The organism is Streptomyces sp. S3(2020) (assembly GCF_013044505.1).
In the GTDB taxonomy this organism is placed as follows: Bacteria; Actinomycetota; Actinomycetes; order Streptomycetales; family Streptomycetaceae; genus Streptomyces.
On the sequence record NZ_JABERD010000031.1, the window covers coordinates 1 to 26,808 of the forward strand.

Here is a 26,808-nt window from a genome sequence, read left to right on the forward strand (position 1 = left end):
GCTCGTGTTGCTGGTGGGTATCATGCTCAGCTCTCACCTTTTTTGTGTTACGGCGCGGTGTATCAGAGGTGTATAGACGAAACTGCGCGTCGGCAGCGTCAGATGTGTACAAGCGACAGGCCCTGACCTCCAGGTGAAGGAGAGGGCCGTCGAAGTGGAGACGGAAGTCGAAGAAGGGACAGCACCTCTGCTCGGCCGCGGCGAGGGCGGCCACGGCTCCGGCCCGGCCGGCGGCCAGGGTCAGCCGTGTCCCGCCGTCGGGAGTCGTGGCGCGCTCGGCTCCAGCGATCGCCGTACGCCACTGTGCCGCCCGCTCGCTCATACCGTCCCCGGTGAGCGAGCAGGCCACGGGGGCGGACCGCTTTCGGACGTCCTCCCGCTCGGGGGACGGGCGCCCGGGGCCGAGTACGACGTCGACGGGGCCGGTCGTCGCCGGGTTCAGGAAGCCGCACTCGGGATCGCAGCGCCCGGCGCGGTCCGGCAGCGCGTCGAGGTGCTCCAGCGCACCGCGCAGCGAGGCGGCGAACGCCTCCAGCTCGGCGACGCGCTGTTCCGCGCCCGCCAGACGGGCGGCGACGCGTGGCCGCAGGTCCGCCCGTACGTCCGCGCAGGCGCCGGACTCCCACACCCCGAGCAGGGCGGCGATCTCCTCCAGCGGCAGGCCGAGGTGCTTGGCCGCGCCGATGAACGCCAGCCGCTCGACCGCTTCCTCGCCGTAGACCCGGTAGCCGGACGGCGTCCGGTCGGCGGGCAGCAGCCCGGCACCCTCGTAGAAACGCAGGGTGGTGGCCGGTACGCCGGAACGCTCGGCGAGCTGGGAGATGCGCATCCTGCTCATGCCCTCGACGGTAGACCTTCGACCCGGCTCGAAGGTCAAGCCCGGCCGACGTCGTTCTCGCAGGCGCTGGACCTCGATGTGCGAGCCCGTGTCGCGTCCTCATGTCAGTCTCCTGGTGGCCTGCTCCTCAACGCCACCCTCGGGACGCGTGGCTGGGCGAGGGGTGTTGCGCGGTCCCCGCGTCCACGGCCGGGACGGCAGACGTGGAGACGGACGCTTGCCGCCGCCTGCGCCGACTGCCGTGAACTGCGGCTTTGCGTAAGCGACTTCGACGCCTCCCGTGTGCCCAATTGCCGCGACTTAGGGCACGCGGAGGGCATGCCGCCCCTGAATTGGACTGGACAACAAACAAACCCCAAGCCGCTGGCCTGGGGTTTCGATGTGGAGCGGGTGACGAGAATCGAACTCGCACTCTCAGCTTGGGAAGCTGATGTTCTACCACTAAACTACACCCGCGTAAGACGCCGATTTAGACCGGTGTCCGAACGCCTCGTCACTGTACCCCATGCCAGACCCCCGGCGCCGGAGCCGCGGGGTCTGTGTGCGTTCCGGGGCGGCGATGGGGCTGCGGGGGCCGGGAGTTGGGGCGTACGGTGGAGGGGTGGGAGAGGGTCCGGGTGAGGTCGGAGTGCCGCCTGGAGAGTCGTTCCGTCCATCCCGTAATGTGGCATTTGTCGTCCGGCGAGCAGCAGCCGGACGCGGCTCTTGGGGAAGGGACTCCAGAACTTGATGGAGCGCACTGTCGTCCGTTGTGCCGATGGGCACCTGTTCAGCACCGCTTCGTTCCCGATGCAGCAGGCCGAGCGGCTCGGTCCCGGACGGCTCGTCCGGTGCCCGCGTTGTGCCCGGCTTCGCAGCGTCGTTCCGGTGACCTTGGAGAAGCAGTGAAGGAGTAGCACCCGGGCGCGCGGAGCGACCGATGTCGGCCGATCCGCGCGCCTTGCGTATCCTCGGGGCGTGCTTCTCTCAGACAAGGACATCCGGGCCGAGATCGACGCCGGGCGGGTACGGATCGATCCCTACGATGAATCCATGGTGCAGCCGTCCAGTGTGGACGTGCGCCTCGATCGCTTCTTCCGGGTGTTCGAGAACCACCGTTACCCCCACATCGACCCCTCCATCGAACAGGCGGACCTCACACGCCTCGTGGAGCCGGAGGGCGACGAGCCCTTCATCCTCCACCCCGGCGAGTTCGTCCTCGCCTCGACGTACGAGGTCATCAGCCTCCCCGACGATCTCGCCTCGCGCCTGGAGGGCAAGTCCTCCCTCGGCCGCCTCGGTCTCGTCACCCACTCCACCGCCGGTTTCATCGACCCCGGCTTCTCCGGGCACGTGACGTTGGAGCTCTCCAACCTCGCCACCCTCCCCATCAAGCTCTGGCCTGGCATGAAGATCGGCCAGCTGTGCCTGTTCCGGCTGTCCTCGCCGGCCGAGTTCCCGTACGGCAGCGAGCGTTACGGCTCCCGCTACCAGGGCCAGCGCGGTCCGACGGCCTCCCGTTCCTTCCTCAACTTCCACCGGACGCAGGTGTGAACGCGGTGAGCGACGTACGGGAGAACCTGACCTACGAGCGGTTCGGCACCGCCGTCCGCGAACTCGCCCAGACCATCGCCGACGACGGCTACGAGCCCGACGTCGTCCTCTCCATCGCCCGCGGCGGAGTCTTCGTCGCCGGGGGCCTCGCCTACGCCCTGGACTGCAAGAACATCCACCTCGTGAACGTCGAGTTCTACACCGGCGTAGGCACCACCCTCGACATGCCCGTCATGCTCGCCCCCGTCCCCAACGCCATCGACTTCTCCTCCAAAAAGGTCCTCATCACCGACGACGTCGCCGACACCGGCAAGACCCTCAAGCTGGTCCGCGACTTCTGCCTCGACACCGTCGCCGAGGTCCGCAGCGCCGTCATCTACGAGAAGACGCAGTCGCTGGTGAAGTGCGAGTACGTGTGGAAGCGGACCGATGAGTGGATCAACTTCCCGTGGTCTGTTTTGCCTCCATGCCGTAAGTCTGGCACGCCTGTCACGCCTTCGAAAGACGCACTCTGAGACTTGGAGTGATCAATCAGCACCAACGACGCGGCGGGAACCTCCAGACTTGGAGCCCAGACGCCTATCGCAGGTGTGAAGGCCCTGCCATAGGGACTTGCCCCGCTTTCGGCGGGTGCGGAGTGGGATAAGACTCAACGCCATACGCGACTCAGGTAAGAACCTATTGCGAACAACCAAAGATGGGTCACAATCGGCTCGTTACTCACATCGCGTGAGTCGACAAGTTTGAGAGCGGCGGGCAGGCACTGTGCAGGACAACCTCGATGTGGTCTTCGTTCACGGACTCTTCTCCAGCCCAGCCACGTGGGACTCCATCGGGTCCCTCATGGTGGCGGATACCGAACTGTCATTCGTGTCCGCACACCAATTCACCTACTCATCGCCTAAGGTTCGATTCCGACCGGATCGGCGTATCCCGGCAATCGATGACATTGCCGATCTTCTAAAGACGTTCGTACATGAACAACTAGGTGATCAAAGCCCTATTTTCTTGGTGGCACACAGTCAAGGCGGGCTAATTGTCCAGCGCTATTTGGCAAGAATGCTGATGGAGGGGCGAGGGCAGGAACTGGAGAGGATCAGAGGGGTTGTGCTGTTCGCCTGCCCGAACAGCGGGTCAGAATTCGCTCTAAGCCTCCGTAGGTCCTGGTGGCAGCGGCACCCTCAGGAGCAAAGCCTTCGCCCCTTCGATAGCTTGGTTACGGACACTCATCGCACAGTTCTGAATCAGATAGTCAATGCGAATAGTATAGGTCCTTCTTCTTGCCGAATCCCTTTCTGGGCATACGGTGGATCGCAAGATAATGTGGTCAAGAGAGCTTCGGCGCAGAGTACGTTCATTCACACCTCGATGCTGCCGGGGGATCACAACAGCATTATCAGGGCTAATGCCATGAATGATGCTGTCTACGCTGTGCTTCGTGCGCGCTTGATTTCAGCGCATTCGGCAGACCAAGAAGTCGGATATGCAAGTATTGCTGCACCTTCGATGACAAGTAAAACGCCGAACGTGGCGCATACGGGCGATCGCGCTAGAGCAGAGAGTTTTCTACAGGCCCTCCCTCCTCTGGCGGGCTGGGTTAGAACTCTGCGAGTTCAAGATTTCTTCAGGGTGAGCGGAAAGACGTCGCGCCTGTTTGATGCAGGGCTCACTAGCATGACGACAAATCCAATTCAGTACGTAGATCCAGATCTTCGCCAAGCGGAGCTTGCTTGTCTTCATTCAGGCGGGAAACTCATGGCAGCAATGATCGACCTACTCTTTGCTGATCCGCTTGACGGCGAGGCTGAGAAGTTTGAGCATCCAGAAGACGCTTGGGTACTCAAGCTTGGGGAATATCAGCCAAGCGTGGATGAGTCGCGTCTTCGCGGTCTACGTGATGACTTCTTCGTGACGTATGACCACTTTGTAAACTTGTTGAATGAACGTGACCTCATTGATCACGACCAACAGCAAGTGCCGAAAGGGAGGATTCTCCAGAGCGCGCCTCAAAGGAAAGAGGCTGCCAGATTGGTGGCTCGATTGGAGGGCTCTAGGGGGAGTCGTCGACTGGCCATCTCTAACACGGGTACTGTCGATGTCCGTGGAGTCTCTGTGGCAATTCCTCCCGAAGCTTCTAGCTTTCAACTGCTCGAAAATGATCTCCCTATCGATGTAATGAGGCCTGGCGATAACGTGAAAGTTCTCGCCGTTGTCGTAATGGGTGGGGGGAAATCGATTTTCGACGTGGAGATCACGGGGACTCTAGAGGATGGGAGCGACGTTCGTTTCTATTCGAAAATCAGCATTTAGTCTGGGGGTAGGCTTTGGAATTCTCCTTGCAGATTACGCTCGATGGTTCTGGGTTCATCCGGCGGGAGTGCCCAGCTTGTCAGGTAGAGTTCAAATGGTTTTATGGTGAGACAGCCGAGAGGCCGGAAAATTTTCTTGAGCCAGAAAGCTACTTTTGCCCATACTGTGCCGAGCCTGCCGCGAAAGATGCTTGGTGGACTCCTGCTCAGTTGAGCTATATGGAGGAAATGGCAAAGGAAGTGGTCAAAGATGAGCTAGAGTATGAATTTTCACGATCGGGCCTCAAGTTTACGCGTGCTGCTAGCTCCGAGCCTTCGACGCCACCCTACGATCCGGACGATATGGTGATTGTTGAACCACCATGTCATCCCTTTGAGCCGCTCAAGGTCATTGAAGATCGACTAGGTGAGCTCCACTGTCTAATGTGCGGCATGGCCTTCACGGTCTAGTGCGGCTTCTCTGGTTTTGGCCGGGTAGTTCAGATGAATCATGGGTGGAATTAAAATGGGAGCTCGGCCCTTGCGGTGCCTCGCTTAATAAGCATGACCTGTTCGTGGAAGTCCCGAGCGGCGGCTTCGCGGGGGTATCGGGACCTTAGTTCCTTATCAAGCTCGTCGGCGACTAAAAGCAAAGACGGGAGGGACTTGCGATCGGCTTCCAAGGCAGTGGTACCCAAGCCGATGGCCTCTTCGATGTCGCCAGTGCGCGCGGCGGCGACTCCAAGGGTGAGCCGTGCCTCTGCCGCTCGCATGGGCGAGATCTCAGTTCCGTCGGGGCCGGTGCTGATGCGGATCACTGACCGGGCGTGGGTTGCGGCGCGCTCGTCGTCTCCGAGGAGACGGTAGGCGTCCATCTCGTAGAAGTCCCACTTGTCGGGGTCGATGATGAAGTGGTGTTCGGGGTGGTCAGGCCTGGGGAGTCGGTCCAGCCTGGCGCGCCCGGCGTCAAGGGATTCGCGGACGAGTCGGCCGTCTCCCATGCGGGCGGCGGCGCGGGCCTTGTGGGCGTAGAGCTGGACGCCGACGGAGTGGGTTTGGTCGGCCACGTGCCCGGCCTCGACCGCATCGAGCATGTCTTGCCAACGGCTCTGGGTGAGGGCGAACCATGCCTCGATCTCCCATGCCCACGCCATGATCTCGCCGTGTCCGGCTTCCTCGCCGATCCGGAGTGCGGCGGCCTTGCTGAGGTTGGCTGCCTCGCGTTGGCCACGGTCGTATTGCACGCATGCGTTCAGCAGGAAGAGCCAGCCGGCATCGACGAGTAGCTCTCGGTGCTGGCGGAGTGTCATCCGGCCTTCGAGTTGCTTGGTCACGTACTGCAAGCCGTTGCGGGTGCGCTCGTGCAGGTAGTCGGCGTCAGCGTAGGGGTAAGCACGGGCCAGTTGATCAATTCCCTGCTCGATCGACTCCAGGGCCACGCTGTTGATGTTGGACATCTCGGTGCGGCGCAGCATCTCGGCGATGTCCCATATGCCTGCGCCGCCCTGGGCGATCAGGGTGCTGGGGTCTTCCGGCTGTGTGGCTCTGGCTGATCGCTCTAGCTCCCATGGGCGGGGGGCGAGCCCTGCTAGGTGACCAGGGATGCGTAGGCCGTCCACCACTTCCAGGATCTTGTGGAACTGGATGATCCGTGGGCGGACGCCCTTGCCATCGGTCTCAGGGCGGGCCATCTTGCCGATGTGCTCCGGCTTGTAGCCGGTGGCCTCGGCGATCTTGGCGTAGCTGATGCTTCCGTGGATCTTGGCGAGTCTGAAGACCTCACCGAAGTCGTGGTTGGAGATCGCCGACCGCACGTCTGCGCGTTCCAGAACGTGAGGCGGGAGAGCTGCCGGTGTCGGTGCAGCTACGGTCATCTCACTTCCCCATCGTGATTGACCAAACGTCTCTTCTAGTCGATCTGCTCTTTCGATCTTCGCGCCCTGTCCGTCTGCCGAGTCTACCCAGGTGAACTCCCAAGCGGAGAGGGCCAAGTGGGGGCGGGGAATACCCAAGGGGCCGGGGGTCCCCAAGAGGGGGGTCCCCCACTAGGGGGAGCGACGGTCGGGAACAGAGGTGCACTCTGGGGCACCCTGCCGGGAGGGTCCCGGTGGACGTGACCAGAGACGGTGGTCCGTGCCATGGACGCGAGGAGAGTGCGGCATGAGCGAGTGGTGGAGGAGTTAGACGCGTTCGCTCATTGGTTTGCGGTGCCCGATCCGTCTTCCGATGGGCACTTCCTGACACTGACCCTCTTCGCTGAGTACCGCGACACAGCGCGAGTGGCACGCGACATGACGGCCGTGTTCCTGGAACGCTCGGGCATGAGCCAGATCGTGGACGATGCTCGCCTGGTCGTCTCGGAACTGGTGGGCAATGTCGTGAACCACGTGGTTCCGGAACCCTGTCTGGCGCAGCCGGGCGGCTCTCGGCGCATCGATGTGATCTTGAAGCTGTGGCCGAAGTGGCTCTTCATCGGCATCAAGGATGAGGACTCGACGCCTCCTTTGCTGCCCATGGGTGAGACGTTTCCGCCGGGGCTCCTGGGCCAGCTGTCAGAGGCGATCTTGCCGGACAGCGGGCGGGGTCTGCTTATCGTGCAGCGTCTGGCGGCGGCGACCTGGTGGACGCCCGAAGACAAGGGCGGCAAGACCGTGTGGTGCCGCCTCGACCTTGATGAGGGAGTCGACGACAGCCCGTCTTGATGATCTCCGGGCTGTCGCCTCCTCGTAACTCCCACGTGTTTGGGAGTGAGCGGCAGTCAGGGGCCGGAGGCTGAGACCTCCGGTGATCGGGGCGTGGCTCCTCGGGACTGTCCGCCGGGTTCCCCACCCGGACCCGAGGGCCATGCTTCACAACCTCATATAGAGACCGGACCACCCCCGCGCCTGGCAGCAACCGGGGTGGTCCGGGAGGGGATACAGCGATCCCCGGTGCCTGATGGTACCGGGGTCGTTGTGCTGTGTATTCGCCCTGGGCCAAAGAGAGTTGACGATCCGTTACTCAAAGGGGCGTGGCAAAGTGACTGGCTCGGGAGTCGATGGGTCCGGTGAGGGACTGGACCTCGGAGTGTGGGTTCGCGGTGTCGACTACATCGCGGGGTGGCGTGAGGCCCGTAAGGCTGCCGACCGGCTGAACTTAGCTTTCCTTGGAGCGGAGTTCGAGCCCTTCGAGTTACGGGCCACGGCTTCCGCGAATGAGGACGGGTGCGGGGTCGTGCGTCTGCTGGGTTCGCCTGGTGCGGTGGAGCGGCTTGCTCGGCTCCTGGAGGTCCTTGGGGACGGCGACGATGGTGCGGCGTGAGGGTTTTTCTGCTGGTGAGCGGTGCACGTGGGCACGTCGCCGGCCGCAGAGACTTTGGGCGGGAGCTGCCATGGGGCGAGTGAACAGGGGGCCTTACGCTCGCCCGCGGATCGGGCAGTCCTTGGAGCTGCCCGCAAGAGCCCGATCGGCCCCCTGTTCTTCGAGGCTCGCCCCATGGCGGCTGCCTAAAGTCTCGGAGGCCGTCGACCCCCAGCCCCGAGGGCCCCTGCCTGCGACCGCTGGTCGACGCCTCGGCTTCTTGGGTGTGCTGCGGGCGGGGGCGTCGGGCGACCGGACGGGACCGGCGGTCACGCCGCACGCCCGGCCGGGGCGGCCGGGCGACCCGGCGCGCCGCAGGCGCGCCCTTGAGGCAGTGAAGGCTGTTTCGACCGATGCTGTTCGGCGCTCAGCTGCGGGCGCGTCGCGCGGGCTGCTTGTCGGCGGTGATCCGGTAGGCGAGTTCGGCGCGGTCGGCTCCGAATCGAAGCTCTTCGAGGAACAGCGGGCGGTCGTCGGCATCGTGTGCAACGCGGGACACGTGCAGGACCGGGGTTGCGTCCGGGAGCTGGAGTGCGGTGCGCTCGTCGGGCAGGGGCATGTGCGCGCGTACCGTCTCGGTCCACGACAGCTTGTATCCGGCTTGGGTGAGCAGCTGGTAGATCGCTGCCGTGGGATGGCACGGCTCCTTGCCGAGCGGCGGGACAGCTTCGACGACCTCGAACGGGATCAGCGTGCGGTGCAGGGCGCGGGTCCCGGTACTCGGGTCGATGAGCAGTCGGTCACAGCCGAACAGGGCTTCCTCCTCCCCGAGTTGGAGGAGTCGGCCGGTGGCCTTGGTGGTACGGGTGCGGTACGTGCTCGGCTCCTCGGCCTTCTGCCAGATATCGCCGTTGGGCATCACGAAACGGCCGTCCGATGTGCGGCTGATGCGGCGCTCGATGGTGAGGGCGGGCTGTCCGCTGGAGCGTACGAAGCTGCCCTTGCCGTGATGGACGTCGATGAGTCCTTCCGCCCGCAGCGCCGCGACTGCGTTGCGCACCGTGGGGCGCGAGACGCCGTAGCGGGCCATGAGCTGGGCTTCGGACGGCAACAGGGACTCGGGCGCGAACTCGCCGGACAGGATCGCTTCGCGGATCGCGGCGGCCACCTGCTGATAGAGGGCTCCGGGGCGCTGGATCTCCGACATCGGGTCATCTCCGGTGTGAGGTCGTAGTCACGTCGCACGCGCGACATCACTCGTCAGCATAAGTAGTTGCAGAGGCACCGTACAGAACTCCATAGTCATAACTCGTAAGGACAAGTGACGTCAGCATTAGAGCTGGCGTTCCGATGGCCAAGGAGGCCAGAGAAATGCAGTCCATTCCCGTGGACACGGCGCGACTCGGCGTACTGCGGTGCGCCAACGTGCCCGAAGCGAAGATCGTCAACTCTGAGACACAGGAGGTGAAGAGGGACCGGGACGGCAACCCGGTCTACACCGTCGCCGTCACCGTGCGGCCGGACGGGCGGCGGATCTCCGTCATAGAGATCGCCGTCAGCGGTGAGCCCCGCGGCATCGAGCCGGGGCACGTCGTCAAGGTCACCGGGCTGACCGCGTTCATGTGGTCGATGGGCGACCGGCACGGCGTCAGCTTCCGCGCCGACGCCATCACGGCCACACCCGCAACTTCCGGGCAGGGCAAGGGCGGTGACGCCTGATGGGGCCGATCCTGCTCGCCTTAGCCCTGGCCGTGCTGGCCTGGCTGCTCGTCGTCGGTGACCTGGTGCGTCGGCATCGTCCGGCCTGGCACTGGTACCTGATCGGCTACCCGCTCACCGCATGCCGGGTGCTGACGACCTGGCGCAAGATCGCCATCCTCAACGACCTGGCTGTCTCCCGTCGTCCGCCGCGCGGACTGCTCGGAGACCTGGTGGTCAAGGGCGATCCGCTGCGGCCGGTGGCTCCCCGGTACTCGTTCCCGCGCGCCACCCGCATGGGCCTGACCGTGATCGTGCGGCTGCACGCGGGACAGACCCCGGCGACGTACATGAGGGCAGCTGACGCCCTGGTGCACGCGTGGAAGGTCCACGCCGTCCGGGTCACCTCACCGGAACGCGGGCTCGTGCTCCTCGCCGCGACGGCCACTGATCCTCTGGAACGGCCCGGCTTGGTCACGGCTCCGGCCGAACTCCTCTCAGCACTCATCGGAGCCCTGGAGACCGGCGGCGCCTGGGTGATGAACCTGCGCCTCGTGCCGCACTGGCTGATCACCGGGGCCACCCGGTCGGGCAAGTCCACACTCCTTGCCCGGCTGATCACCCAGCTGGCGACGCAGCCGGTCGCCCTGGTCGGCATCGACTGCAAGGGCGGCATGGAACTCGGACTGTTCACCGGACGGTTGAGCGCCCTGGCGACGTGCCGACGCGAAGCGGTCGCCGTGCTCTCCGCGCTGGTGATCGACATGCAGGACCGGATGAGCGCGTGCCGGGCGGCCGGAGTGCGCTCGATCTGGGAGCTGCCTGACAAGCTCCGGCCGGTACCGGTCGTCGTGATCGTCGACGAGATCGCGGAACTGTACCTCTCGGACGGCACCCGCGAGAGCAGGGCGGAAGCGGAGCAGTGCTCCACGCTCCTGCTGCGGCTCGCCCAGCTCGGGGCCGCACTCGGCCTGCACCTGGTCGTCGCCGGACAACGCGTCGGCTCCGACCTCGGGCCCGGAGTCACCGCCCTTCGGGCCCAGCTCGGCGGCCGGATCTGCCATCGGGTCAATGACCCCGGCACGGCAGAGATGACCTTGGGCGACCTGAACAAGGACGCCGTGGCGGTCGCCCAGTCGATCACCGCAGGGGAACGCGGTGTGGCTGTCTGCACCGGACCGGACGGCGGTTGGAGCCGGGCACGCTCCCACCTCACCGACACGGATGAGGCCGTGGCCACGGCCCGCAAGTACGCAGCGCTGACCCCGGAACTGCCCGCCATAGACCGCGCCCTCGCAGCGCTGGAAGGAGACGAAACGTGATCAGCACAGGTACGGCCATCTCGCTCGTCGTGCTCTTCGGGATCATCACCTTCCTCCTCGTCCGCTCCCGCGACGTACGCGCATGGGAAGCGGTCTGCATCGCCCTGTTCGGCATGTACCTCGGTGAAACGCCCGTCGCTCTGACGATCAACGGCTTCATCACCTGGTTCCTCAGCGGCTTCTCCCACTTCTGATCAGGAAGGACCCACGTCATGCCCATGCCTCGCGTGAGGTGCCCGAACTGCAAGGGCGACGGAGCACGCAGGACCTGGACCGGACGACTGCGGCGCTGCCGTGTCTGCCGGGGCACCGGAACCATCCGCTGAACCCCGCCCTATTCGACACACGCAAGGGAGTGATCCCCATGCCTCACGGCGCACCACCACCCAACCAACGTGCCGCCGCGGCGGCCCACCCCGGAAGGCCACCACCATCACCCCGGAGTTCACCCCGGCTGACAGGCGCGCCGCCCTCGACCGCGCGGCGCGTCTGCGTCAGCTTCCCGAAGCAGACCGCGACGCGATTCGCCTCGCCCAAGATCCGAAGTTCTCCCGCCTGCTGGAGCAGATCACCGCGACCGGCGGCTGCTCCCACCCCATTCACCTCTCGGGTTCGACCACCACCCTGGACGGCACAACCGGCGAGATCCTCCGCCAGTACGACACTGGCCATGAACCCGGCGAACGCCTCCTCGTCCGGTGTCGCAACCGGCGCGCGACCGTTTGCGCTCCGTGCTCCCGTCTCCACGCCGGAGACACCTTCCACCTCGTCCGCACGGGCCTCCTCGGCGGCAAGAACATCCCCGAGACGATCCGATACCGGCCCCGGCTCTTCGTCACCCTGACCGCTCCGTCCTTCGGGGCCGTGCACCGGCCTGGGGAACTGTGTCGCCCTCGCCGTGATGGCGGCCGGTGTGAGCACGGTCGGCCTCTTGGTTGCGGCGCCGTTCACTTCCCGGATGCTGCCGACGTCGGCCAACCGCTGTGCCCCGACTGCTACGACTACCCGGCTCACGTGCTCTGGCACGCGCACGCCTCCAAGCTGTGGGACCGGTTCGTGATCGACGTGAGGCGGCGCCTCGCCTCCTCGGTCGGCCTCGTACAGTCCCAATTCGCCCGGCACGCCCGACTGTCCTTCGCCCGCGTCGCTGAGTACCAGAAGCGGGCTGCTGTCCACGTGCACGCCGTCGTCCGCCTCGACGGCCCGGCTGGACTCGACGACGAAACCCCGGCCTGGGGCACGGCCGAAGTGCTCACCAATGCTGTGCACGCCTCCGCGCAGCGGGTTCTGGTCCGCACTCCCTACAGCCCGGCCGTGGGTGAGCTGGCTCTGCGCTGGGGCGTCCAGGTCGACGCCCGGCTCCTGCGTGCCGACGGTGACGGACCCGACGATGACGCGGTCGCCTCGTACGTCGCTAAGTACGTCACCAAAGGAGCCAGCGAGACAGGCGCCGGCGTAGACCACCCGCTCTCGACCTGCGCCGACATCGAGTCGGCCCTCGTCAGCGCACACGTCCGGACCCTCATGCGCACCTGCTGGCGCCTCGGCGGCCTCCCCGAGTACGAATCTCTCCGCCTCCGCGCCTGGACTCACGCCCTCGGCTACCGGGGCCACATCCTCACCAAATCCCGCGCCTACTCCACGACCTACGCAGCGCTCCGCGCCGAACGCGCCCAGCACATGGGCCATGCCGACATCCCCGACACGGTCACCGAACGGAGCTGGCGCTACGTCGGCTCCGGCCACACCCCCGGTTCCGCGCTCATCGCAGTCGGGATTGCCGAAGAGCACGTGCTGAACCGCGAGATGGTCCGCGAGTCCCGGAACGGTGGGTGGGCCTATGACTGAGCCGAAGGAGATCATTAGCGGGGAGGAGTGGATAAGGAAGCACCTGGCGCGAGCCCCGGTGCGAAACAGGGAGTGGGCGGAGCGTGTACGGAGACTGCATCGGAAGTGATCGCACGAGGGAGGCCCCGGATGTGACACTCCGGGGCCTCCGTATGGCGCTTGGCGTCACTCTCGCCAGACAGGATCGATCAGGTCTGGATCAAACCTGCGATTCCCTCGCCCGACCGGATTGATGATCACTGCTGACAGGCTGTGAAGAATGATCTCCTGCTGGCGCTCAATGGGGAGATCGAAGAACTCATCCTCTGTGAGATCGGCCGTGTTGCCCTTGGCCTGCTTCTGCTTCTGCTCCTTGAAGAAGCGGGAGCGCTCCAACCTCAGCTCGTCGCGGAGCCGTTCTTTCGGAGGCAGCAACTGCAAGAGTGTGGACACGGTAATTTGCTTGGTTTTCTCGGCCTCCAAGAGCTGAGCGATGTCACCGACGACATCCGCCAACTCCTGTTCCTTTGCCCACTGTTGCTCGATAGGTACGCCTGTCGCGGCAGCCTTCTCGCGCTGTTCCTCAAGTACCAGCCGAGCAATCAGCCTGTCCACGGGCTCGCCCACGCGGCCCACCTTGCCGCAACCGCCGTTGACGACGGAGCATTGATACGTGTACTTCGTGGCCTTGGAACCGGGCTTCCACAGACGGTTGTTCTGCCCTCTGATCTTGTTCTTGCAGAGCCCGCACCGTGCGATCCCCGAGAGCAGGTACCGGCGGGCTAGAGAGCGGCCTGGATCCTTGCGCTTGCGCTCGGCGATGACCACGCACACGGCCTCCCACTCCTCGACTGTGTTGATCGGCTCCCACTCGCCCATGACGGGGCGGCCGTCCTCGCCGAACAAGATCTCGCGGTGGTACGTCTGGTAGCCGACCAAACGAGGGCTGGTGAGGATCTGCTCCACGTGATGGTGTGCCATGCGCTTCGTGCCAGCGCGGGGGTTTCCGAGTCCCTGTTGCTGCCATCGTGTGCGGATAGTGCCGATGCGGACACCAGCGAGTACATCGCGCTGCGCCTCACGAATGGCTTTGGCTGCCTCGGGGTCGACCTTGTTGCGGTCGTCCTTGCGCCACCCATACGGGGCCGCACCTCCGGTCGACTTGCCCTGCTGGGCCAACTCCAAGTGCTTGCGCTTGATCCGGCGTGAGGTGTCGTGGGAGGACTTGTTGGCGAACGCCACCATGACCCGAGCCATGGTCCGTCCGTCGGGTGTCGCGAGGTTGATGTCGTTAGTGACCGTCGCGAACTCCAGTCGCGGGCGCTCGTCGAAGATCTCGATCAACCGCTCAAGGTCACGCGGTTGGCGGGCGAGCCGGTCCAGGTCGTACGCGACCACTCCGTTGATCAGTCCGGCCCGAAGATCCTTCAACATCAGCTCGAATTCGTCGCGCACCACGTTGCGCTTGAACGCGGACACGTCGTTGTCCTCGTAGACCTTCACGGCTTGCCAGGACCGGAGATCGGCAAGCCGCTCGCAGTCGTCACGCTGCCGTGCCACGCCTAACGCGTCGCCCTCGTCATCCCGCGAGATGCGGGTGTAGATCCCCACCTTGCGTGCCACTGTCGGGGCCTCCCCGGCCTGCGCCATGCTGCGACGATGCAAGGGGAAGAGCCTACTACCCTCATTCAGTTCAGTCAGCCTGGAGTGTGTTGCCTCCGGTGGGGAAGTCGGGCGAGGCGCCTAAAGAGAACAAGGAAGCGGTCTAGTACGCCTTCATCGGCGCGTGTCGGCATCCGGCGTTAGCGGAAGTCCTTCACCTGGGTAGCACGTCCAGGTGGACTGGATATCTCCGGTGAGCACCTTGGCTGGTGCCGTGGTCGGCGTGAGTTCCGCTCTGCTCGCTGAGCGCATTCGCTGGCGTCGTGACCAGGAGAAGGAGGGCGTCCAGACACGCAGGGTCGTGTACTCGGAATTCCTCATGGCGCTGAGTCGCGGACACTCAGACATGCGGACGGTTGTGTTCCGATCCGATGGCGCGACCGATGATCGACTTTATGCCGACCTCCATCAGGCTCTGGACGGCTCGGGCATATGGCGGCTGAGGCAGAGCCTGTCCCTCACTGCTTCGGCCGAGATCATCGAGCTGGCGGTGAAAGCCTGTCGCGCGTTGACCGACATGAGGGACGGGCTTGTCGCAGATCCAGACCTCCGAGGGGACGCGTACTTTCAGGTACGGGCCGGTCTCTGGCGGGAGAACGCTCATCTTCGTGAGGCCATGCGCAGAGACCTGGGCATGAACGGCCTGCCGGATCCAGAGGTCGGCCACTACCGATTTCCCGGCGCATCGTGAACAGCCGGCGGGGTCGCCTGGAGCATGCTGCTTCCGGTTGGGGTATCGGGTGAGGCGCCGAGGGAGAACAGGGAAGCGGTCTGGCCTGCCTCTTGTCGTAGTCGCTGCGGGTGCCCTACCTCGCGAGTCGGCCCGTCTGGGCGTACCCCGGCGCAGCAGTGGCCGAAGGCAGCCGGGCTGGCTGCCGTCGTGGCCGAGCTTGTCGGGCTGACGCAGGCCGCGAAGGTGAAGAGGATCATCGTTTCGCCCCTGGCTTTCGACCCCTGTCTCTACTGCTGCCGGATTTTGGGCGGCGCCGTGATGAGCAGGCTGGTCGAGTCTGTGTGGCGCTGACCGGTGATGTGCATTCGGGTGGTCCCGCCTACTGGCCCCGCGCCGCGGGGACAGCCGGGACACCCGCGGCCCCGGTCAGGGCGAGGGGAGTGATGAGGTCCGCCACCACGGCTTGGACGATGACGTCGTTGGCCGCTCGTTCGCTTCCTACGCCGGCGATGTACAGCCGGGCGGAAACGATCAACAGAAGTGCCCACCAGGGGGATTGCAGCCAGCTGAGCGTGGCCGTCAGGCCTACGAGGGCGTAGGCGACGTTCTTTCGGAACTCTGCTTCACCCACGGCGCGGTCGTATTCGTTGAACAGGTCGTAGTTGGCGATCAGCAGTTTCGTGCGCAGCTGGCGTGTCTCACCGAGGATGTCCCGGGCGGCCAGGTTCACCACGAGACGCTCTCCGCGCTCGCGTTCCAGATCCCCGTTCGCGGCGACTTCGGGTTTCGGGGGCACGCGTCCCTGATCGCGCAGAAAGCCCACCAGGTCGTCGTACGCGAGACGCGACACGCGAGGTGTGAGGGTCGTCCTGGCGTCCCAGAACCGAGCGGCCTTCGGGGCTTCCTTCGCGTTCACGGTGACCACGCGGACGGAAAGCATGGCGCCGATCAGATAGGCGAGGAAGGCTCCGGACGCGAGCACTCCGGCGGGACCTATCAGGTCGCCGAGGCGGTACAGCGAAGCCCAGATGCCGTGGGCCTGTCGCGGGGCGGGTACGCGGTCCTCCAGGAGGAGCCAGAGCGTCAGGAGCCAGATGCAGCCTGTCGAGAGTGGCGCTCGGACGTCACGAAGGCCCGGCAACAGATTCGCCAGCAAGTTCTCCCCCTGTCCGGCATGCCGCCCAAGGGGCAAGCAGGCCTCCTGCGCATCCCGAGTATCCGAGACGTGAATCCTCGCCGTCTACGGCGATGGGCTGCCGTCGTCGTCGGGGCCCGGGCCGTCCTGCCAGCCGTCAGCAGGGTGGGCGTTCGGAATGCCGACGGAGAGGTGGCGTGACAGGGTGGAAGGGATTGTTCCGCTCCGAGGGCCGGGGCGGCGGACGGCTCTGCGACCTGAGGAGTCCGACATGGCCAGTGATGTCGTTCCACCCAGAACGGACCGGCCCGCCCCGCGTCCGTGGCATGCGCCCGCCTCGGGCACCACCGTTCTCGCCGCGGCACTGATGATCTTCGGTGGGGCGATGGCGTTGTTCGAGGGGATCGCGGCCGTCGCGAAGGACGACCTGTTCCTCGTGACGCGTCACTACGTGTTCGAGTTCAGCCTCACGGGCTGGGGGTGGGTGCATCTCGTTCTGGGCGCGGTCATGATCTTCGCGGGGTGCGCAGTGCTCGGCGGGGCGCTGTGGGGGCGTTTCTTCGGCGTGCTCGTGGCGGGGCTCGGGGCGATCGCCAACTTCCTGTGGGTGCCGTACTACCCGCTGTGGGCGCTGACCCTGGTCGCCGTCAATCTCTTCGTCGTCTGGGCGCTGTGCGCGGGCATGCACCGTGAGGCCGCCGGGGACGAGTGAGGGCTCCCCGCGACAACGGGGAGCCCCTCTTCGCGTGCTACGTCAGAACGTGCCCAGCTTCACGATCGACAGCAGGGCGATCAGCTGGATCGAGGAGGCGCCCAGGGCCTTGGGCCAGGGGAGGTCGTGGGACCTGGAGACCATCAGCGTCAGGAGGGCGCCCGCCGCCACCCAGGTCGCCCAGCCGACGCCCTGGACGAAGGTCGCGTCGCCGCCGAAGAACATGGCGAGGACCAGACGGGGGGCGTCCGTCAGGGACATGATCAGCATCGACAGGCCCACCGTGGGCTGCCAGGCGCCGTCGCCGCCGAGCTGGCGGGCCAGGGTGTGGGTGACCACGCCCAGGACGAAGGACGACAGGACCATCGCCACGGCCGTCGTCAGGACGATCGGGACCGCGTTGGCCAGGGTGGCGTTTATGGCGTCCTTGCGGGCGCCGTCGAAGCCGAAGACCGCGAGCAGGCCGTAGAGGAACGTCACGATCAGGGCCGGGACCCACATCGTGTAGTCGCGCATCTGGAGGAAGGTCTGGTTGGGGGCCGTGATGATGCCCCTCAGGAGGTCCTTCCAGTGCAGGCGGGGGCCCACCGGGGCGGACGGGGCGGCCGAGCCCGCGCGGTAGGTGCCGCCCTGCTGGTAGGGGTCCTCGCCGACCGAGAAGGCCTGGGTGTGGCCCGGGTTGTTCGCCGCGTACGGGTCGTGGCCGCCCTGGGGCTGCTGCCCGTATCCGCCGTCGCCGAAGTACTCCGGCTCGTCATAGCCGCCGGCCCGGGGAGCACCGTACGGCTGCTGCCCCGGCGGCGGCGCGGGGTAGCCGCCGTACGACGGTCCCTGCGGGGCCTGCTGCCCGTACGGAGGTTGTTGCGGTCGCGTGTGAGGAGCGCCGTTGTCCCGGCCGCGTCCGATCCTGAATCCAGCCACGCCTTCGAACGTACCTGGTCCTGGAGATCCGCGGGCCGGGCCCGGGGGTTCGGGCCCGGCTTTGCTGCCGAGCTGTGACATCCCCTAAGGGGTTGTCATGGCTGTCCCTGACACATCGTGAGGGTCAGCCCGTGATCGGGGTGCCGAGCTCCGGCTGGGGGTGTGCGCCCAGTCCGACGGTGCCCGCGCCGAAGCTGACCACGCCCTTCGTCGTCAGCCGGGTCGAGGTGCCCTTGAGGAACCACACGGCGCCGTCGCGGGCGTTCTCGCCGGGGGCGCCGACGGACAGGTCGGCCTTGCCGTCGCGGTTGGTGTCGGCCAGCTGGACGGCGGTGCCGAACTGGTCGAACGTCTCGGAGGCACCGGGGACGCCCGCGCTGTCCTGCTGGTAGCTGTACGACGTGCCGGGCGACAGGCCCTTCGTGCCGGCCGGGATGATCGTGACCGAACCGGCGTACTCCACGCTGCCGATCGTCTCGTGGCGGGCTCCGACCGCGAGGTCGGCGCGGCCGTCGCCGTTGATGTCACCGAGCGCCACCGACCAGCCGAACCAGTCGCCCTCCTCGCCCGTGCCGGGCACACCGGCCGTGTCCTGGCTGATGGTGACGGCGGCGCGGGAGGTGGACGGGCCGGTCGCGGAGCCGTACGTCACGGTGACGCTGCCGCCGACCGCGCCGCGCGAGTAGTTGCCGCTGACGATGTCGTCGTAGCCGTCGCCGTCGATGTCACCGACCGCGGTGGCGTAGCCCGGGGCCGCGTCCCCGATGTACTTCTTGGCGGAACCCCCGGGCGACAGGTACACCATCTGCCGGTTGTCCGGCGCCGAGTTGACTCCGCTGCCGCCCAGCACCAGGTCGTCGGTCCCGTCGCCGTTGATGTCGCCGGCGGCGAGGGTGAGGATGCCCGCGAACGGGACCAGGCCGCCCGAGGCGAAGCCGGTGCGGCCGGACAGGGTGCTGCCCTTGCCGGTGCCACCGCGGTAGATCGAGATGCCGTTGTAGTTGCCCGAGCCCACGGCCAGGTCGTCGCGGCCGTCACCGTCGAAGTCGCCCGCGGCCAGGTGCTCGCCGAAGTACTTGGGCTTGTCCGCGGTGGGGGCGGCGAGCACGGTGCCGCCGGACAGGCCCGACTTGGAGCCCCACAGGACGGTGACGGAGCCGGAGAGGAGGCCCGCGCTCGTGCCCTCGTTCGGGGTGCCGACGGCGAGGTCCGCGTAGCCGTCGCTGTTGAAGTCGCCGGTGGCCGTGGCCGAGCCGAAGCCGTCGCCGGTCTCCGAGGTACCGGGGACGCCGCTCGAACTCTGCGAGATCACCTTGGAGTCGGCCGCCTTCGGCCCCGTGGCGGAGCCGTAGGTGATGACCACGGCGCCGGTGTACTCGGCGGAGCCGATGGTGGCCAGTCCCGCCGAGACGGCCAGGTCCCGGTAGCCGTCGCCGTTGAAGTCGCCGGGCAGGCCCGAGGGGGCCGCCGCGGCCGGTGCGGACAGGGTCAGCGGGGTGAGGCCCGCGGCCAGCAGGGCCGCGAGCGCCGTCGTACGGACGCGCATGGGTCAGCCTTCCAGGACGTCGCCGAAGTACGAGTCGCCCGCGGGACCGCCCAGGGTCGGGCCGCTGAAGGACTTCGAGCCGGTGGCGGTGATGCCGGAGGTGGTGGACTTGAGGAACCAGACGGCGCCGTCACCGCTGTTCTCGCCGGAGGCGGAGGTGACCAGTTCCGTGCGGCCGTTGTTGTCGATGTCCGTGAGGTGGACCGCGTAGCCGAAGTGGTCGTACGACTCCGCCGTGCCGGGGACGTTCGCCGTGTTCTGCGAGTAGGACTTCGATCCGGTGCCGGTCAGGCCGGAGGCCGAGCCGCGCAGGATCGTGACGGTGCCCGCGTGCTTCGCCGAGCCGATGGTCTCCTGCTCGGAGCCGACCGCGATGTCGGTGTAGCCGTCGCCGTTGACGTCGCCCGCCGACAGGCTCCAGCCGAAGAAGTCGAACTTCTCGGCCGTGCCGGGGACGCTCGCGGAGTCCTGGGTGAACTTCGCCGGGGTGCGGGTGGACAGGCCCGTGGACGCGCCGTAGGTCACCGTCACCGCGCCGCCGAGGCCGCCGTTCGGCTCGGAGGCGTCCTTCTCCATGAAGTTGCCGGTGACGATGTCGCCGTAGCCGTCCTTGTTCACGTCGGCGATGACGCCGGCGTAGCCGCCCGCGAGCTCCTTGCCGGCCTTGAGGGTGGTGGTGGCGTTGCCCGTGTAGAGGACGCTGCGGGTGCGGTAGTCGCCCGAGCTGGTCTCCTCCTGGCCCATGACCAGCAGGTCGGTGCGGCCGTCTCCGTTGACCTCGCCCGCGACGAGCCGGTCGGAGTTGATGCCCGTCTGGTCGTACGTGTCGATCGCCGTGAGGGAAGCGGCCTTGCCGGTACGGGAGACGGGGCCGTGGAAGATGTTCAGCTCCGGGAACGCCAGGTTGACCGCGGCCAGGTCGGTGTCACCGTCGCCGTCGAAGTCGCCGGTGGCGACGGACCAGCCCAGCTCGTTGCGGTTCTCCGGGAGCGGGGCGGAGATGTCGGTGCCGGACTTGATGCCGGTCGCGCCGCCCCAGAGCACGGTCAGGGCGCCCGAGTCGTCGGTCGAGCCGATCTGTTCGCCGTGCACGCCGACCACGATGTCCGTGTAGCCGTCGCCGTCCAGGTCGCCGGTGGTGAGACGGTCGCCGAAGTACTCGCTGCTCTCCGGGGTGCCGGGGATCCCGGCCGTGGCCTGGCTGATGATCTGGCGCTTGGTGGTGTCCAGGCCGCTCTTGGTGCCGTAGACGACGGCGATGTAGCCCGCGCCGGTCTTGCCGGAGACCTTGGCGATCGGAGCGGCGATCACGGCGTCGCGGTAGCCGTCGCCGTTGAAGTCGCCGTCCAGACCGGAGGGGGCGGCGCTCGCGGTCGTCGCGGCCGAGAGGGTGAGCAGACCGCCGGTGAGCGTGGCCGCGACGGCGGTCGCGAGGGCGGTTCTGAGGTGACGCATCGGGTTCCTTAAGAATTAGTGCCGGTCCGGGAGGACCGGGCGTGGCTGATCGGGTGAGTGCCCTCGATGGCTCCAGGAGAATGGCCACCCGGTCCTCCGGGACGCTCCGGCCGCTGATTGAGAGCTGCGAAGCATCGCTGATTAAGGACCTGCCGGCGGGGTGTTCCTCGGGCCATGAAGTAACGGTCTGGCGGAAGGGAGCAGCGCGTTGAGTACAGCGGCTGAGCGGATCTGGGTCGGTATCGACGCCGGCAAGAGCCACCACTGGGCGGTGGCGGTCGGCATCGATGGCGAGAAGCTGTTCTCGCGGAAGGTCGACAACGACGAGACAGCCATCCTTGAACTGATCGTGCTGGCCTGCGGGTCGGCCGAGTCGGTGACCTGGGCCGTCGATATCTCCGGCCGGTCCTCGGCTCTGCTGCTGGCCCTGCTCGTCGCCCACGCTCAGCAGGTGTTCTACATCCCCGGCCGCACGGTGCACCGGATGTCCGCCGCTTACCGCGGCGAGGGGAAGACCGATGCCAAAGACGCACTGGTCATCGCGGACACCGTCCGGATGCGCCGCGATCTGGCACCGGTCCGCACCGAGGACGATCTGGTCACCACGCTCCAGCTGCTGACCGCCCACCGGGCCGATCTGATAGCCGACCGTGTCCGGCTCATCAACCGGCTGCGTGACCGGCTCATGGGGATCAGCCCGGCCCTGGAACGTGCCTTCGACTACTCGGCAGCCAGAGGCGGTCTGGTCCTGCTGACCGAGTACCAGACGCCGGCCGCGATCCGTCGCATCGGTGTCAAGCGGCTGACCACCTGGCTGGAGCGGCGCAAGATCCGCAATGCTGCCACTGTCGCCGCCACGGCCGTTGGGGCGGCCCAGGCCCAGCACACCGCGCTGCCCGGGGAGAAGCGGACGGCCAAGCTGGTCTGCGACATCGCCCACCAGATCCTTGCCCTGGACGAGCGGATCAAGGACAACGACCGGGAGATCCGCGAGACCTTCCGCCTGGACGACCGCGCGGAGATCCTCGAGTCCCTGCCCGGCATGGGCCCCATCTTGGGAGCCGAGTTCATCGCCGCCGTCGGCGACATGAGCAGCTACACGAACCCCGACCGTCTCGCAGCAGCAGCCGGCCTTGCCCCAGTGCCGCGGGACTCCGGCCGTCGTACCGGCAACCTGCACCGGCCCAAGCGCTACAACCGGCGTCTGCGCTGGCTGTTCTACATGTCCGCGCAGACCGCCATGATGCGGCCAGGCCCATCGCGTGACTACTACCTCAAGAAGCGCGCCGAGGGGCTGCTGCACACCCAGGCAGTGCTGTCGCTGGCCCGCCGCCGTATCAATGTCCTCTGGGCGATGCTGCGTGACAACAGACTGTTCACCTCCACCCCGCCAGTCACGCAGACGGCTTGACACGGTCATTGAGATTCTCCTGGAAGAGCGGGAAGGGAAAGGTCAGTTGAGGAAGCCGCCGCCGTATTCCGGCAGGTGGACGGAGCCTGTCGCGGTCGGTGTGGTGCTCGTGCCGCGCATGAGCAGGGCGTCGCCGTTCGCGCCCACCGTCAGGTCGGCCTTGCCGTCGCGGTCGAGGTCGCGCAGGCGGACCGGGGAGCCGAAGGAGACGTAGGAGTCGGCCGGGCCGAGCACCGTCTGCGGGATCCAGGTGGAGCGGCTGCCGGTCAGACCGTCGGAGCCGCCGCGGAAGACGGTGACACCGCCCTGGTCCTCCTTGCCGGCCACGTCCTCCTGCGGCACGCCGACCGCGAGGTCCGCGTACCCGTCGCCGTTGGTGTCGCCGGCCGAGACGGAGTAGCCGAAGTTGTCGCCCGCCTCGGGGGTGCCGGAGACACCGGAGGAGGCCTGGTTGTACGTCATCGAGCCGCTCGGCCCCGAGGACGTGCCGCGCCAGACGCTGACGATGCCCTTGCCGTCGTTGTTGTCGGGCAGGCCGACGGCGATGTCGCCGTAGCCGTTCTTGTCGAAGTCGCCGATCGCGGCGCTCCACGGCTCACTGGCGTACGTCTTGGAGGCGCCCGAAGTCAGGCCGGACGAGGCGCCCTTGAGGTACCAGATGCGGTGGGCGGGCTTGTTGTCGACGAACTGCGTGCCGAGGACGACCAGGTCGGTCCTGCCGTCGCCGTTGACCTTGCCGGCCGCGAGGCCGGTGGAGTACCAGCCCTGGCCCGCCTTGTCGATCTTGCTGACGCTGCCCGTGCCGCCGGCCTTGGTGAAGCCGCCGCGGTACAGCCAGGTCTCCTCGCCGCCGATCAGGGCGAGGTCCGGCGAGCCGTCGCCGTTGAAGTCGCCGGTGGCGAGGGCGCGGCCGAAGTAGCTCCCCGCCCCGGACTTCGGGGCGACGCTGGTGCCGCCGGACAGGCCGGACCTGGAACCCCAGACGATGGTGACCGTGCCGCGGTAGGCCGCGTTGCCGACCTTCTCCATGGGGTTGCCGACGACCAGGTCCGCGTAGCCGTCCTTGTTGAGGTCGGCGCTGCTGATCGACTCGCCGAACTGGTCGTCGTCCTCGCCGGTGCCGGGGATGCCGGGGCTGTCCTGGTGGACGACCTGGGTGCGGGTGGTGTCGAGGCCGCTCGCGCTGCCGTAGACGATGTTGACGGCGCCGCCCTTCCAGCCGTCCGCGCCGGAGATGCCGGAGTAGAAGTGGCGGTACGCCAGGTCCCGGTAGCCGTCGCCGTTGAAGTCGTCGTAGTGCTTGGCGACCGCCGCCGACGCGGGGGCGGCGAGGAACAGCGGGGTGAGGCCCGTTGCCACGAGGGTGACGGTCAGGGCGGCTGCGGTGCTTCTGCGCATGGGTATCGCTCCTGTGGGTCAGCCGATGAGGCCGGCGCCGAACGCGCCGTACCCGCTGGACATGCCGAGGGAACCGGGGCCGAGGGAACGGACGCCGGCGGTGGTGATGCCGCTCGTCGTGCCGCGGAACGACCAGACGGCGCCGGTGCCCTCGTTCTCGAAGCCGGCGGCCACCGTGTAGTCGGCGCGGCCGTCTCCGTCGACGTCCGAGAGCAGGACGTCCGAGCCGAAGTAGTCGGTGGACTCCGGGACACCGGGAACGGCGTAGGTGCCCTGGGAGAGCTCGCGGCCGCCGGAGAGGAGCGGGCCGGGCAGGACCACGGAGGAGCCGGAGTCCTGGATCTCGCTGCTGGTGTCCTTGAAGGGGACGCCGATCGCGAGGTCGTCGTAGCCGTCGGCGTTGAAGTCGCCGAGGGAGACCGCGGCGCCGAAGCCGTCGCCCGCCTTCTCCGTGCCGGGAACTCCCTCGGTGTCCTGGGTGAGTTCGGCCAGCGGGGCGTCCCCGTTGACGGGTCCGCCCGCCGAGCCGCCGATGACGACGACCTTGCCGCCGCGGCTGCCGGACTGGTCGTCCTCCTCGGTGAAGACGTTGCCGAGGGCGATCTCGTCGTAGCCGTCGCCGTCGATGTCACCGAGCGCGATCGACGTGCCGCCGTTCAGGGGGCGCGGCGAGGTGGTGTCGGGGCCGGCGGCGGCGCCGAGGTAGGCGACGCCCCTGGACCAACTGCCCGAGGCGTGCGAGGTGTCGTGGGTGCGGTAGGTGAGGACCAGGTCGGACTTCTTGTCGCCGTTGGTGTCACCGGCCTTCATGGCGTCGACGGAGTACGCCGTCTGAGGCAGGCCGATCTTCTTCACCGTGCCGGTGGTGCCGGACCTGGTGAAGCCGCCGCGGATCACATACGACCTGGTGCCGCCCGTGCCGACGGCGAGGTCGGCCCTGGCGTCGCCGTCGAAGTCCCCTGTGGTGAGGAGCCGGCCCCAGCCGTCGTGGGAGGAGACCGCCGGGTCCTTGACCGCGGTGCCGCCCTTGACGCCGCTCGCGGAGCCCCACAGCACGGTGACGGAGCCGCCGTCGACGTCCGTGCCGACGTCCTCGCCAGGGGCGCCGACGGCGAGGTCGGTGTAGCCGTCCTTGTCGAGGTCGGCGATCGCGAGGGCCTCGCCGAAGCCGTCCTCGGCCTCGGCGGTGCCGGGCACGCCCGTGGTGTTCTGGCTGAGGACGGTGCGCTTGGCGGGGTCGAGGCCGTTCTTGGTGCCGTAGAGGACGGCGACATAGCCGGCCATGCCCTTGCCGCCGACCTTCGCGTAGGGCGCGGCGAACGCGACGTCGCCGTAGCCGTCGCCGTTGAAGTCCGCGGTGTACCGCTTCGGCGAGGCGGCCGTCGCGGACGTCGCGGCCGGGGCCGCGAGCGTGAGCAGGCCGCCGGTGAGCGCCACGGCGGTGGCGATGCGCAGAAGTCGCATGGGGTTCTTCCGTTTTGGGGGTACGTCGGCTCAGTCGGCGAAGTTGGCGCTGAAGGCCGGGGTGCCCGTCGTCAGGACGCCGGAGGTACTCGGGGAGACCGTGCGGGCGCCGGTCGTGGTGATCTTCGTGCCGTTGGAGGGCAGGTAGAGGACCGCGCCGTTGCCGTCGTTCTCGTACGAGCCCGCGATCAGGTCGGCGCGGCCGTCGCCGGTGACGTCGTCGAGCTTGACGTCGAGGCCGAGCCGGTCGTTCGGCTCGTCCTCGCCGGGCACGCCCGCGGTGGACTGGGCGAAGGACTGGATGCCGGAGGCGGTGTTCAGGCCGGCGGCCGAGCCGTACAGGACGGTGACCATGCCGGTGTCGGCGGCGCTGCCGATGCTCTCGCCGGCGACACCGACCACGAGGTCCTGGAAGCCGTCGCCGTTGATGTCGCCGAGGTCCAGCTCGTAGCCGAACCAGTCGTCCTTCTCCGCGGTGCCGGGGACGTTGCCGGTGTTCTGGGTGATCCCGGTGACCGAACCGGCGCCGCTCGCGGAGCCGTAGGTGATCCACACCTTGCCGCCGTCGACGCCGCCCGGGAACGTGGTCTCGCCGTCGCTGGTGGTCTTGTTCCAGTACATGCCGGTGACGATGTCGCCGAAGCCGTCGGCGTTGATGTCGCCGATCGCGGTGATGACGCCGGGCTTGAGGGTCTGCGCGGACGCGGCGGACAGGCCGCTCGCGGTGCCCGGGACCAGGTAGTTGGTGTTCCAGCCGTGGTCGGTCTCGGTCTCGTAGCCGTCGACCACCAGGTCGGTGCGGCCGTCGCCGGTGACATCGCCCGCGGTGAGGTTGAGCGGGCCGCGGGCGGTGCCGCCGGACTTGATCGGGGGCTTGACGGTGGAGCGGCCGCCGACCGCGGTGCCGGAGGCGCTGATGCCGCCCTTGTAGACGTAGATCGTGCTGGAGGTGTTGGCCACCGCGAGGTCGTCCTTGCCGTCGCCGTCGAAGTCGCCGGCGGCGAGGGACTTGCCCCAGTTGTCGTGTGAGGAGACGGCCGGGTCGGCGACGGTCACGCCGCTGCCGGTGATGCCGTTGGCCGAGCCCCAGAGCACGACGAGGGTGCCGCCGTCGGTGTCGCTGCCGACGTCCTCCCAGGGGGCGGAGACGGCGAGGTCGTCGTAGCCGTCGTCGTTGAAGTCGCCGTACGCGGAATCGCCGCCGAAGAGGTCCTCCGTCTCGGCGCTGCCCGGAACGCCGGCCGTGTTCTGGCTGATCACGGAGCGCTTCGCGGACGACACCCCGGTGCCGGTGCCGTACAGCACGATGAGCTGGCCGGCGCCCTTCTTGCCGTTCACGTACGCACCTTCGGCCGAGAAGGCCACGTCGCCGATGCCGTCACCGTTGAAGTCGGCCTTCGGTACGACCGTGGAGTCCGCGGCGGTCGCCGTCGCGGCCGAGAAAGTCAGCAGACCGCCCGTCAGCGCGGCAGCGGTGGCCGTCGCGAGGGCGAGTCGCAGGTGGTGCTGGTGCATGCGGGTTCTCCTGCGGCATGCGGGGACGCCTGGCGGGGCGTCCACAGTCGATGGGGGCGGACCGACCGTGTTCGCCGGGAGTTCTCCTCGGCTACACAGGTCGGTCGGCGCACAGGAGACCTCTGGAGATC

General features: G+C 67.3%; 23 protein-coding genes and 1 tRNA gene. 12 read left to right on the forward strand and 12 right to left on the reverse strand.

Annotated features, from left to right (window positions below):
• Together HLK59_RS13080 and HLK59_RS13085 are read right to left on the reverse strand one after the other, a co-directional pair.
• On the reverse strand, positions 1-838 hold an 838-nt coding region (locus HLK59_RS13080), incomplete at its 3' end, for a MerR family transcriptional regulator (protein WP_171141550.1).
• 382 nt (positions 839-1,220) lie between these two features.
• A tRNA-Gly gene (locus HLK59_RS13085) sits at positions 1,221-1,294 on the reverse strand.
• Positions 1,295-1,795: 501 nt separating this feature from the next.
• On the opposite strand from HLK59_RS13085, the gene dcd reads away from it, so the two are divergent.
• The 4 genes from dcd (at position 1,796) to HLK59_RS13105 (ending at position 5,130) form a co-directional block, all read left to right on the forward strand.
• Positions 1,796-2,371: a dCTP deaminase gene (dcd, locus tag HLK59_RS13090; RefSeq protein WP_171141551.1), complete on the forward strand. Its 576-nt coding sequence runs from the start codon at positions 1,796-1,798 to the stop codon at positions 2,369-2,371.
• A 5-nt stretch (positions 2,372-2,376) separates the two neighbouring features.
• On the forward strand, positions 2,377-2,886 hold the full coding sequence (locus tag HLK59_RS13095) for a phosphoribosyltransferase (RefSeq protein ID WP_171141552.1): 510 nt from the start codon (positions 2,377-2,379) through the stop codon (positions 2,884-2,886).
• Between the two features lie 808 nt (positions 2,887-3,694).
• Positions 3,695-4,681, forward strand: coding sequence for a hypothetical protein (locus tag HLK59_RS50940; protein WP_240982369.1), 987 nt, complete (start codon positions 3,695-3,697; stop codon positions 4,679-4,681).
• A gap of 26 nt (positions 4,682-4,707) precedes the next feature.
• Positions 4,708-5,130, forward strand: a complete 423-nt coding sequence (locus tag HLK59_RS13105; protein ID WP_171141554.1) for a hypothetical protein — start codon at positions 4,708-4,710, stop codon at positions 5,128-5,130.
• 50 nt (positions 5,131-5,180) lie between these two features.
• Here the strand turns inward: HLK59_RS13105 and HLK59_RS13110 are convergent, their stop codons facing one another.
• Complete coding sequence (locus HLK59_RS13110) at positions 5,181-6,533, reverse strand: tetratricopeptide repeat protein (RefSeq protein ID WP_171141555.1); 1,353 nt, start codon at positions 6,531-6,533, stop codon at positions 5,181-5,183.
• Positions 6,534-6,797: 264 nt separating this feature from the next.
• Here HLK59_RS13110 and HLK59_RS13115 point away from each other — a divergent pair, with 264 nt between their 5' ends.
• Positions 6,798-7,361 carry an ATP-binding protein gene (locus HLK59_RS13115; protein WP_171141556.1) on the forward strand — a complete coding sequence of 188 codons (564 nt, stop codon included), beginning with the start codon at positions 6,798-6,800 and terminating at the stop codon, positions 7,359-7,361.
• Positions 7,362-8,365: 1,004 nt separating this feature from the next.
• Here HLK59_RS13115 and HLK59_RS13120 read toward each other — a convergent pair.
• Positions 8,366-9,145, reverse strand: coding sequence for a GntR family transcriptional regulator (locus tag HLK59_RS13120; protein ID WP_171141557.1), 780 nt, complete (start codon positions 9,143-9,145; stop codon positions 8,366-8,368).
• Positions 9,146-9,309: 164 nt separating this feature from the next.
• Between HLK59_RS13120 and HLK59_RS13125 the strand changes: the two genes are divergently transcribed.
• The 4 genes from HLK59_RS13125 (at position 9,310) to HLK59_RS13140 (ending at position 12,806) form a co-directional block, all read left to right on the forward strand.
• Positions 9,310-9,657, forward strand: a complete 348-nt coding sequence (locus HLK59_RS13125; RefSeq protein ID WP_171141558.1) for a hypothetical protein — start codon at positions 9,310-9,312, stop codon at positions 9,655-9,657.
• Positions 9,657-10,958, forward strand: a complete 1,302-nt coding sequence (locus HLK59_RS13130; RefSeq protein ID WP_171141559.1) for an FtsK/SpoIIIE domain-containing protein — start codon at positions 9,657-9,659, stop codon at positions 10,956-10,958. Before HLK59_RS13125 ends, HLK59_RS13130 begins: the two co-directional genes overlap by 1 nt.
• Entirely contained in the window at positions 10,955-11,152 is a 198-nt protein-coding gene (locus HLK59_RS13135) for a hypothetical protein (protein ID WP_171141560.1), read from the forward strand. The genes HLK59_RS13130 and HLK59_RS13135 overlap by 4 nt, the downstream gene beginning before the upstream one ends.
• 100 nt (positions 11,153-11,252) lie before the next feature.
• Entirely contained in the window at positions 11,253-12,806 is a 1,554-nt protein-coding gene (locus tag HLK59_RS13140; RefSeq protein ID WP_346779721.1) for a replication initiator, read from the forward strand.
• Between the two features lie 165 nt (positions 12,807-12,971).
• Here the strand turns inward: HLK59_RS13140 and HLK59_RS13145 are convergent, their stop codons facing one another.
• Positions 12,972-14,435 carry a recombinase family protein gene (locus tag HLK59_RS13145; protein WP_206327084.1) on the reverse strand — a complete coding sequence of 488 codons (1,464 nt, stop codon included), beginning with the start codon at positions 14,433-14,435 and terminating at the stop codon, positions 12,972-12,974.
• Between the two features lie 187 nt (positions 14,436-14,622).
• Between HLK59_RS13145 and HLK59_RS13150 the strand changes: the two genes are divergently transcribed.
• Positions 14,623-15,138, forward strand: a complete 516-nt coding sequence (locus HLK59_RS13150; RefSeq protein ID WP_171141561.1) for a hypothetical protein — start codon at positions 14,623-14,625, stop codon at positions 15,136-15,138.
• Between the two features lie 361 nt (positions 15,139-15,499).
• On the opposite strand, the gene HLK59_RS13155 is transcribed toward HLK59_RS13150, so the two are convergent.
• Complete coding sequence (locus tag HLK59_RS13155) at positions 15,500-16,276, reverse strand: hypothetical protein (RefSeq protein WP_171141562.1); 777 nt, start codon at positions 16,274-16,276, stop codon at positions 15,500-15,502.
• A 250-nt stretch (positions 16,277-16,526) separates the two neighbouring features.
• Here HLK59_RS13155 and HLK59_RS13160 point away from each other — a divergent pair, with 250 nt between their 5' ends.
• Complete coding sequence (locus HLK59_RS13160) at positions 16,527-16,967, forward strand: hypothetical protein (RefSeq protein ID WP_171141563.1); 441 nt, start codon at positions 16,527-16,529, stop codon at positions 16,965-16,967.
• Positions 16,968-17,009: 42 nt separating this feature from the next.
• Here HLK59_RS13160 and HLK59_RS13165 read toward each other — a convergent pair whose 3' ends face one another.
• The 3 genes from HLK59_RS13165 to HLK59_RS13175 are packed head-to-tail and all read right to left on the reverse strand — an operon-like array spanning position 17,010 to position 20,889.
• On the reverse strand, positions 17,010-17,969 hold the full coding sequence (locus HLK59_RS13165; protein ID WP_171141564.1) for a Yip1 family protein: 960 nt from the start codon (positions 17,967-17,969) through the stop codon (positions 17,010-17,012).
• A gap of 43 nt (positions 17,970-18,012) precedes the next feature.
• A complete protein-coding gene (locus HLK59_RS13170; protein ID WP_171141565.1) occupies positions 18,013-19,434 on the reverse strand; it encodes an FG-GAP repeat protein in 1,422 nt (473 codons plus the stop codon).
• A 3-nt stretch (positions 19,435-19,437) separates the two neighbouring features.
• On the reverse strand, positions 19,438-20,889 hold the full coding sequence (locus HLK59_RS13175) for an FG-GAP and VCBS repeat-containing protein (RefSeq protein ID WP_171141566.1): 1,452 nt from the start codon (positions 20,887-20,889) through the stop codon (positions 19,438-19,440).
• Between the two features lie 208 nt (positions 20,890-21,097).
• On the opposite strand from HLK59_RS13175, the gene HLK59_RS13180 reads away from it, so the two are divergent.
• Positions 21,098-22,300 carry an IS110 family transposase gene (locus HLK59_RS13180; protein WP_171141567.1) on the forward strand — a complete coding sequence of 401 codons (1,203 nt, stop codon included), beginning with the start codon at positions 21,098-21,100 and terminating at the stop codon, positions 22,298-22,300.
• A 42-nt stretch (positions 22,301-22,342) separates the two neighbouring features.
• Here the strand turns inward: HLK59_RS13180 and HLK59_RS13185 are convergent, their stop codons facing one another.
• The 3 genes from HLK59_RS13185 to HLK59_RS13195 are packed head-to-tail and all read right to left on the reverse strand — an operon-like array spanning position 22,343 to position 26,677.
• On the reverse strand, positions 22,343-23,698 hold the full coding sequence (locus tag HLK59_RS13185) for an FG-GAP-like repeat-containing protein (protein WP_171141568.1): 1,356 nt from the start codon (positions 23,696-23,698) through the stop codon (positions 22,343-22,345).
• An 18-nt stretch (positions 23,699-23,716) separates the two neighbouring features.
• Positions 23,717-25,162, reverse strand: coding sequence for an FG-GAP repeat protein (locus HLK59_RS13190; RefSeq protein WP_171141569.1), 1,446 nt, complete (start codon positions 25,160-25,162; stop codon positions 23,717-23,719).
• Positions 25,163-25,192: 30 nt separating this feature from the next.
• Entirely contained in the window at positions 25,193-26,677 is a 1,485-nt protein-coding gene (locus HLK59_RS13195) for an integrin alpha (protein ID WP_171141570.1), read from the reverse strand.
• Positions 26,678-26,808 lie beyond the last annotated feature (131 nt).

Coding starts and splice junctions, on each gene's coding strand:
- HLK59_RS13115 (WP_171141556.1), top strand. CDS start 6,798: ATGGACGCGAGGAGAGTGCGGCATGAGCGAGTGGTGGAGGAGTTAGAC.
- HLK59_RS13185 (WP_171141568.1), bottom strand. CDS start 23,698: ATGCGCAGAAGCACCGCAGCCGCCCTGACCGTCACCCTCGTGGCAACG.
- HLK59_RS13170 (WP_171141565.1), bottom strand. CDS start 19,434: ATGCGCGTCCGTACGACGGCGCTCGCGGCCCTGCTGGCCGCGGGCCTC.
- HLK59_RS13130 (WP_171141559.1), top strand. CDS start 9,657: ATGGGGCCGATCCTGCTCGCCTTAGCCCTGGCCGTGCTGGCCTGGCTG.
- HLK59_RS13165 (WP_171141564.1), bottom strand. CDS start 17,969: ATGTCACAGCTCGGCAGCAAAGCCGGGCCCGAACCCCCGGGCCCGGCC.
- HLK59_RS13175 (WP_171141566.1), bottom strand. CDS start 20,889: ATGCGTCACCTCAGAACCGCCCTCGCGACCGCCGTCGCGGCCACGCTC.
- HLK59_RS13160 (WP_171141563.1), top strand. CDS start 16,527: ATGGCCAGTGATGTCGTTCCACCCAGAACGGACCGGCCCGCCCCGCGT.
- HLK59_RS13145 (WP_206327084.1), bottom strand. CDS start 14,435: ATGGCGCAGGCCGGGGAGGCCCCGACAGTGGCACGCAAGGTGGGGATC.
- HLK59_RS13110 (WP_171141555.1), bottom strand. CDS start 6,533: ATGACCGTAGCTGCACCGACACCGGCAGCTCTCCCGCCTCACGTTCTG.
- HLK59_RS13195 (WP_171141570.1), bottom strand. CDS start 26,677: ATGCACCAGCACCACCTGCGACTCGCCCTCGCGACGGCCACCGCTGCC.
- HLK59_RS13190 (WP_171141569.1), bottom strand. CDS start 25,162: ATGCGACTTCTGCGCATCGCCACCGCCGTGGCGCTCACCGGCGGCCTG.
- HLK59_RS13120 (WP_171141557.1), bottom strand. CDS start 9,145: ATGTCGGAGATCCAGCGCCCCGGAGCCCTCTATCAGCAGGTGGCCGCC.
- HLK59_RS13125 (WP_171141558.1), top strand. CDS start 9,310: ATGCAGTCCATTCCCGTGGACACGGCGCGACTCGGCGTACTGCGGTGC.